Source organism: Gelidibacter sp. F63206 (genome assembly GCF_023015735.1).
On sequence record NZ_JALKAU010000065.1, the window covers coordinates 1 to 4,342 of the forward strand.

Annotated in this window: 4 protein-coding genes; 2 read left to right on the forward strand and 2 right to left on the reverse strand. The window is 34.0% G+C overall.

Annotated features, from left to right (window positions below):
* On the forward strand, nt 1-225 hold a 225-nt coding region (locus MWU32_RS03055; protein WP_246937656.1), incomplete at its 5' end, for a hypothetical protein.
* A 1,023-nt stretch (nt 226-1,248) separates the two neighbouring features.
* Nucleotides 1,249-1,644, forward strand: coding sequence for a tautomerase family protein (locus tag MWU32_RS03060; protein ID WP_246937675.1), 396 nt, complete (start codon nt 1,249-1,251; stop codon nt 1,642-1,644).
* A 70-nt stretch (nt 1,645-1,714) separates the two neighbouring features.
* Here MWU32_RS03060 and MWU32_RS03065 read toward each other — a convergent pair whose 3' ends face one another.
* Both MWU32_RS03065 and MWU32_RS03070 read right to left on the reverse strand, forming a co-directional pair.
* Nucleotides 1,715-2,923: a proline dehydrogenase family protein gene (locus tag MWU32_RS03065; RefSeq protein WP_246937677.1), complete on the reverse strand. Its 1,209-nt coding sequence runs from the start codon at nt 2,921-2,923 to the stop codon at nt 1,715-1,717.
* Nucleotides 2,924-2,971: 48 nt separating this feature from the next.
* Nucleotides 2,972-4,342: amidohydrolase family protein (locus tag MWU32_RS03070; RefSeq protein ID WP_246937679.1), on the reverse strand; the 1,371-nt coding region annotated here is incomplete at its 5' end.

Here is a 4,342-nt window from a genome sequence, read left to right on the forward strand (position 1 = left end):
TTTCATATGGGTCTTCACGTAGAAAAGATAAAAGTGCTTGAAACACCTGAAACCGCTCAACTGGAAAATAACCGCTATCGTTATTATCTCGCTCTGGGACATAACGGGAGGGCGTTTGGGCTTGTTGCCGATAAGGGATTTGTCGACCACTTCGGAATATTCCCTGCAAAATTCATCGACGATACAAAAAATTTCAGTAACTTTAGAATAGATTATCATGGATAGGTTTTTAGATTAACAAATTGAATTTCAACACTTTAATTTACTAAAAATCTATCTTTTTTTATACAAAAAAATCAAATATTATCAATCGAACTCAGGTTACTACAAGATCGAATTTACATATGAATCTTAATACAGACAACGAGCTGGTTGCATCTTTTTTTAGAACTCTTTCTTTGTATCTATTAAAGGTACTGTAATAAAAACAAAGTAAAAACCCATCAGTTTTCCATAAAGTGATTAACTCTATTTTTTGCTCAATGACTTTGCAATTATACGTCCATAAATTTCCCTGTAAGTTTTGTTATATTTTCAGGTATATAACTGCAGATAAACAATATATTACAGAACTTTTGATTACCCATTTACGAATAAAAAACCAATTGTCGTATGTATAGAAGAATCTCTTTTATTCTATAAAGGAAGAATTCTATATTTTTAATACCCTCCAAACTCAACTCTATTAACATTCTTATTTCTAAGCCACATAATTATTGAATCACTTTCAGTCTAAGTAAAAATGTTTAAATTCTTTTGACGCAAAGTAATCCTAACCTGATTTTCTAATTAGTTTATTCGATAACAACATCGACTTCTATTGAATTTTAATCAAAAACTATTACCTTTTTTCGATTCTAATATTTCAAAGAAATATTGCCCAAAGGTCTTATCATAAAAATATAAACCCTTTCTCATATTAATCATTTATGACCTCGTTACTCTGAAGTAAGAGCAGGTTATCATGTCCACCACAAAAAAATCATTTTGAGAAAAGTGAAATATATAGTCATTTGAATTTTTTATTAGAACATCATCCAATTTAATTTTAAATTATAATTTAGACAATTACTCTTCTTTATCAGAACGGTACATCAACAAATCATGAGATAAAAGTGAGTTTCCAGTTTCAGCATGTACGATGTTATTCAATAACTACACTATATTATCCTCTTTAGATCACTTTGTATTATAACTTAGAATTAATGATTAGTTTTAAAGGACATATAAAACTTAATAAATAGAAGTATGCCAAGCGTTATCATAGAAGTTCGAAAAGAATACAATAAAGAAGATGGAATAAAAATAATGGATGCCGTTCATTCTGCTTTACAAACTGCGTTTAAAATTCTACCTACAGATAAAGTAGTGAGATTGGTTATTAATTCACCAGAAAGATTCGCCTGCCCAACCAATTTGAATAAACCAGAGTGCTATACATACATAAATATTGACGCTTATACTGGTCGTTCAGTCGAAGCTAAGAGAAAATTATACAAGAGTATTGTTGAGAACTTAGAGCCTTTAGGAATACCCAAAGATCATGTTCTCATACTTCTAAGAGAAACTTCACCAGAAAATTGGGGAGTAGAAGGAGGTCAAGTTGCCAGTGAAGTAAATTTAGGTTATAGGCTTGATGTATAAAATAGCATTATTTCAAAACGTGGAGAGAACTAAATCAACAAAGAGGAGGAGACAAGAATTTTCTGCTACTTTATTTTTTTCCATTTATTATAGACTTTGACTTTTCTCTTCTTCTTTTTATTTCCTTATCTATCAAAGTTAGTTCCCGTGTTGTTTGGTTTCCAATCGAAGTATTTTCTTCAGCTCTCCTAAATAGATAAGGAACTACCTCTCTCAATGCACCGAAAGGCACATATTTTGAAGTATTATAATTATTGATAGCTAAATTATAACTTATGTGGTCACTCATACCATAAAGTTGTCCAAACCAAATTCTATTGTCATTGTTTTCTATACTCATTTCTAACATGCCATTCATAAGGATCTGACAACTTAATTCATTATGAGTACCTAAAAATAGTTCAAATATTTCCAACCGATTTAAAGAATAGGAGACGGCATTATTAAAATTTAAATCCGTACTAGCTTTATCAGGGCATATTGGACTTTCATAACCATTTAGATCAGCCATTTCGCGTTCTTTTTCCATATATGCACCCCTGACAAATTTAACACCTATCTTGATTCCGTTTTTTTTACCAAGACCATACAAGTATTCTAAGTATGAAAGCCTGTCCCATCTGTACATCTGAAGTGTTGTAAATACAACAGTTCTATCTTTATTATATTTCAACATCATTTCTTCCACGAGATTATCTATGGCTTTCTGCATCCAGGATTCTTCAGCATCAATCATAATTTTCAAATCAGCAGTACCTGCAGTGGAACGACAAATAGCATCGTAACGCTCTCTTATTGTTTGCCACTCTTTTAATTCTACTTCTGTTAATTCAGCATTCATGGAAACTTTTTCATAGATTTCAGATCTTCCCAATCCTGTTGGTTTAAAAACTAAAAAGGGAACTGCTGCAGAATATTTCGCGTAAACAGAAATTCTCAATATGGTCTCTAAGGTATCCTCGAAAAAATACTCTTCATTCTTTCCTTCAACAGAGTAATCCAAAATAGAGTAAACACCCCCATACTCATATAAATTATCTACCGTCGATTTACATTCTTCTATTGTTTCTCCTCCACAAAATTGATCAAAAACGGTGTATCTTAATAGATAATCAATTGGAAAATGAATCCGTAAGAAAAAAGTAGTTATAGGCTTTGCAATCTCCAAAAGCCAATCCTTACTCAATAAATTAAATAAAATTTTTGATTTATGTAATTGCTTGTTTGATTTATTAGCAAAAGCAATCTTTGTGTTGTCCAAATTAATCACTTCTTCCATGGCATGGGATTATATAATTAAATAGTTTGATATAAACTATCACCACTTCTAATTCATAGGAATTCCCGGTTGAGTTATTTTATAGCCTTTACTTTCTTTGTCCTTTCTGACCATTTCCTTGACATCAGACAATAGTTTCTTGGCATCATAAATAATGCCGTCCTTAATGGTGTATTTTACGCCTCCCACTCGAACGACCTCATTATTTTCAGTTATTCTAATAGCACCTGTTCCATAAAGCGTTTGAAAATTTTCCAATGGATTTTCTTCTACAATGACAAAATCTGCCAATTTACCTACTTCAATAGATCCAATGTCATTTTCCATACCCAATGCTTCTGCACCATTTAAAGTCGCTGCTTTTATGACCTCCAATGGATGAAATCCTGCTTCACGTAAAAGTTCCATTTCACGAGGATATGAAAAGCCATAGAGTTCGTAAATAAACCCTGCATCAGTACCTACTGTTACTCTTCCACCCCTATTTTTATAATCATTGACAAAATTCATCCAAAGTTTATAATTGGCCTTCCACTCGATCTCTTGTTCAGTTCCCCAATTAAGCCAATACGAACCATGAGACTCGCGGCTAGGGGCATAAAAATCCCATAAGCTTGGAAGCGTAAATTCTTGATGGTATTCGGCTAGACGTGCCCGGGCTAAATCTCTATTGGCTTCATAAATAACAAAGGTGGGTGTCAAAGTAAAATCAAGAGCCAGGAGCTCATCCATAACATCGTTATATTTTTTGCTATTAGGTGCTGCTGCTTGTTTCCACAACTGCCCAGCTTCTCCAAAACGATCCTGCTCATTTTGATAATTATATTCCAATGAATAGTCTTGAACGGTTCTATCATCAAATAGCGCCTCGGGCAAACCATACCAATGCTCCATAGAAGTTAGTCCTGACCTTGCACTATGCAACACATTCCAACTCCCCACATAGGTTTGTGAATGATGCATTTTTGAGCGTAACCCTAATTTCTTGTTTTCATCCAACGCCGCAGCCATCACTACGGGTGTCGCTCCAAAGAATTTGATGCCATCGGCTCCAAGTTTGGCATTGTTCCGCACCCATTCCCTTGCCTGCTGATCGGTAGCAATAGGGCTTTTGCTATTCTGTCCAAATGACGTATAGGCTTTTATTCTTGGTGCGGTTATTTCATTTTTTTCACTTCTCATTTTTTCTTCCAGAGTCCAAGCAATACCATTCCCACTACTTGGATCCACAATCGTGGTAATGCCATGGCCCATCCATAATTTATAGACGTATTCTGCCGGTGTTCCTTGAGATTTGCCTCCAATGTGCGCATGGCTATCTACAAAACCAGGCATAATGTACATTCCTTCTGCATTTAATTCTTTTCCTCCAGCTTTTAAAACTGGTCTCCTTCCTTCTTTGATAGGAACTCCTGGATA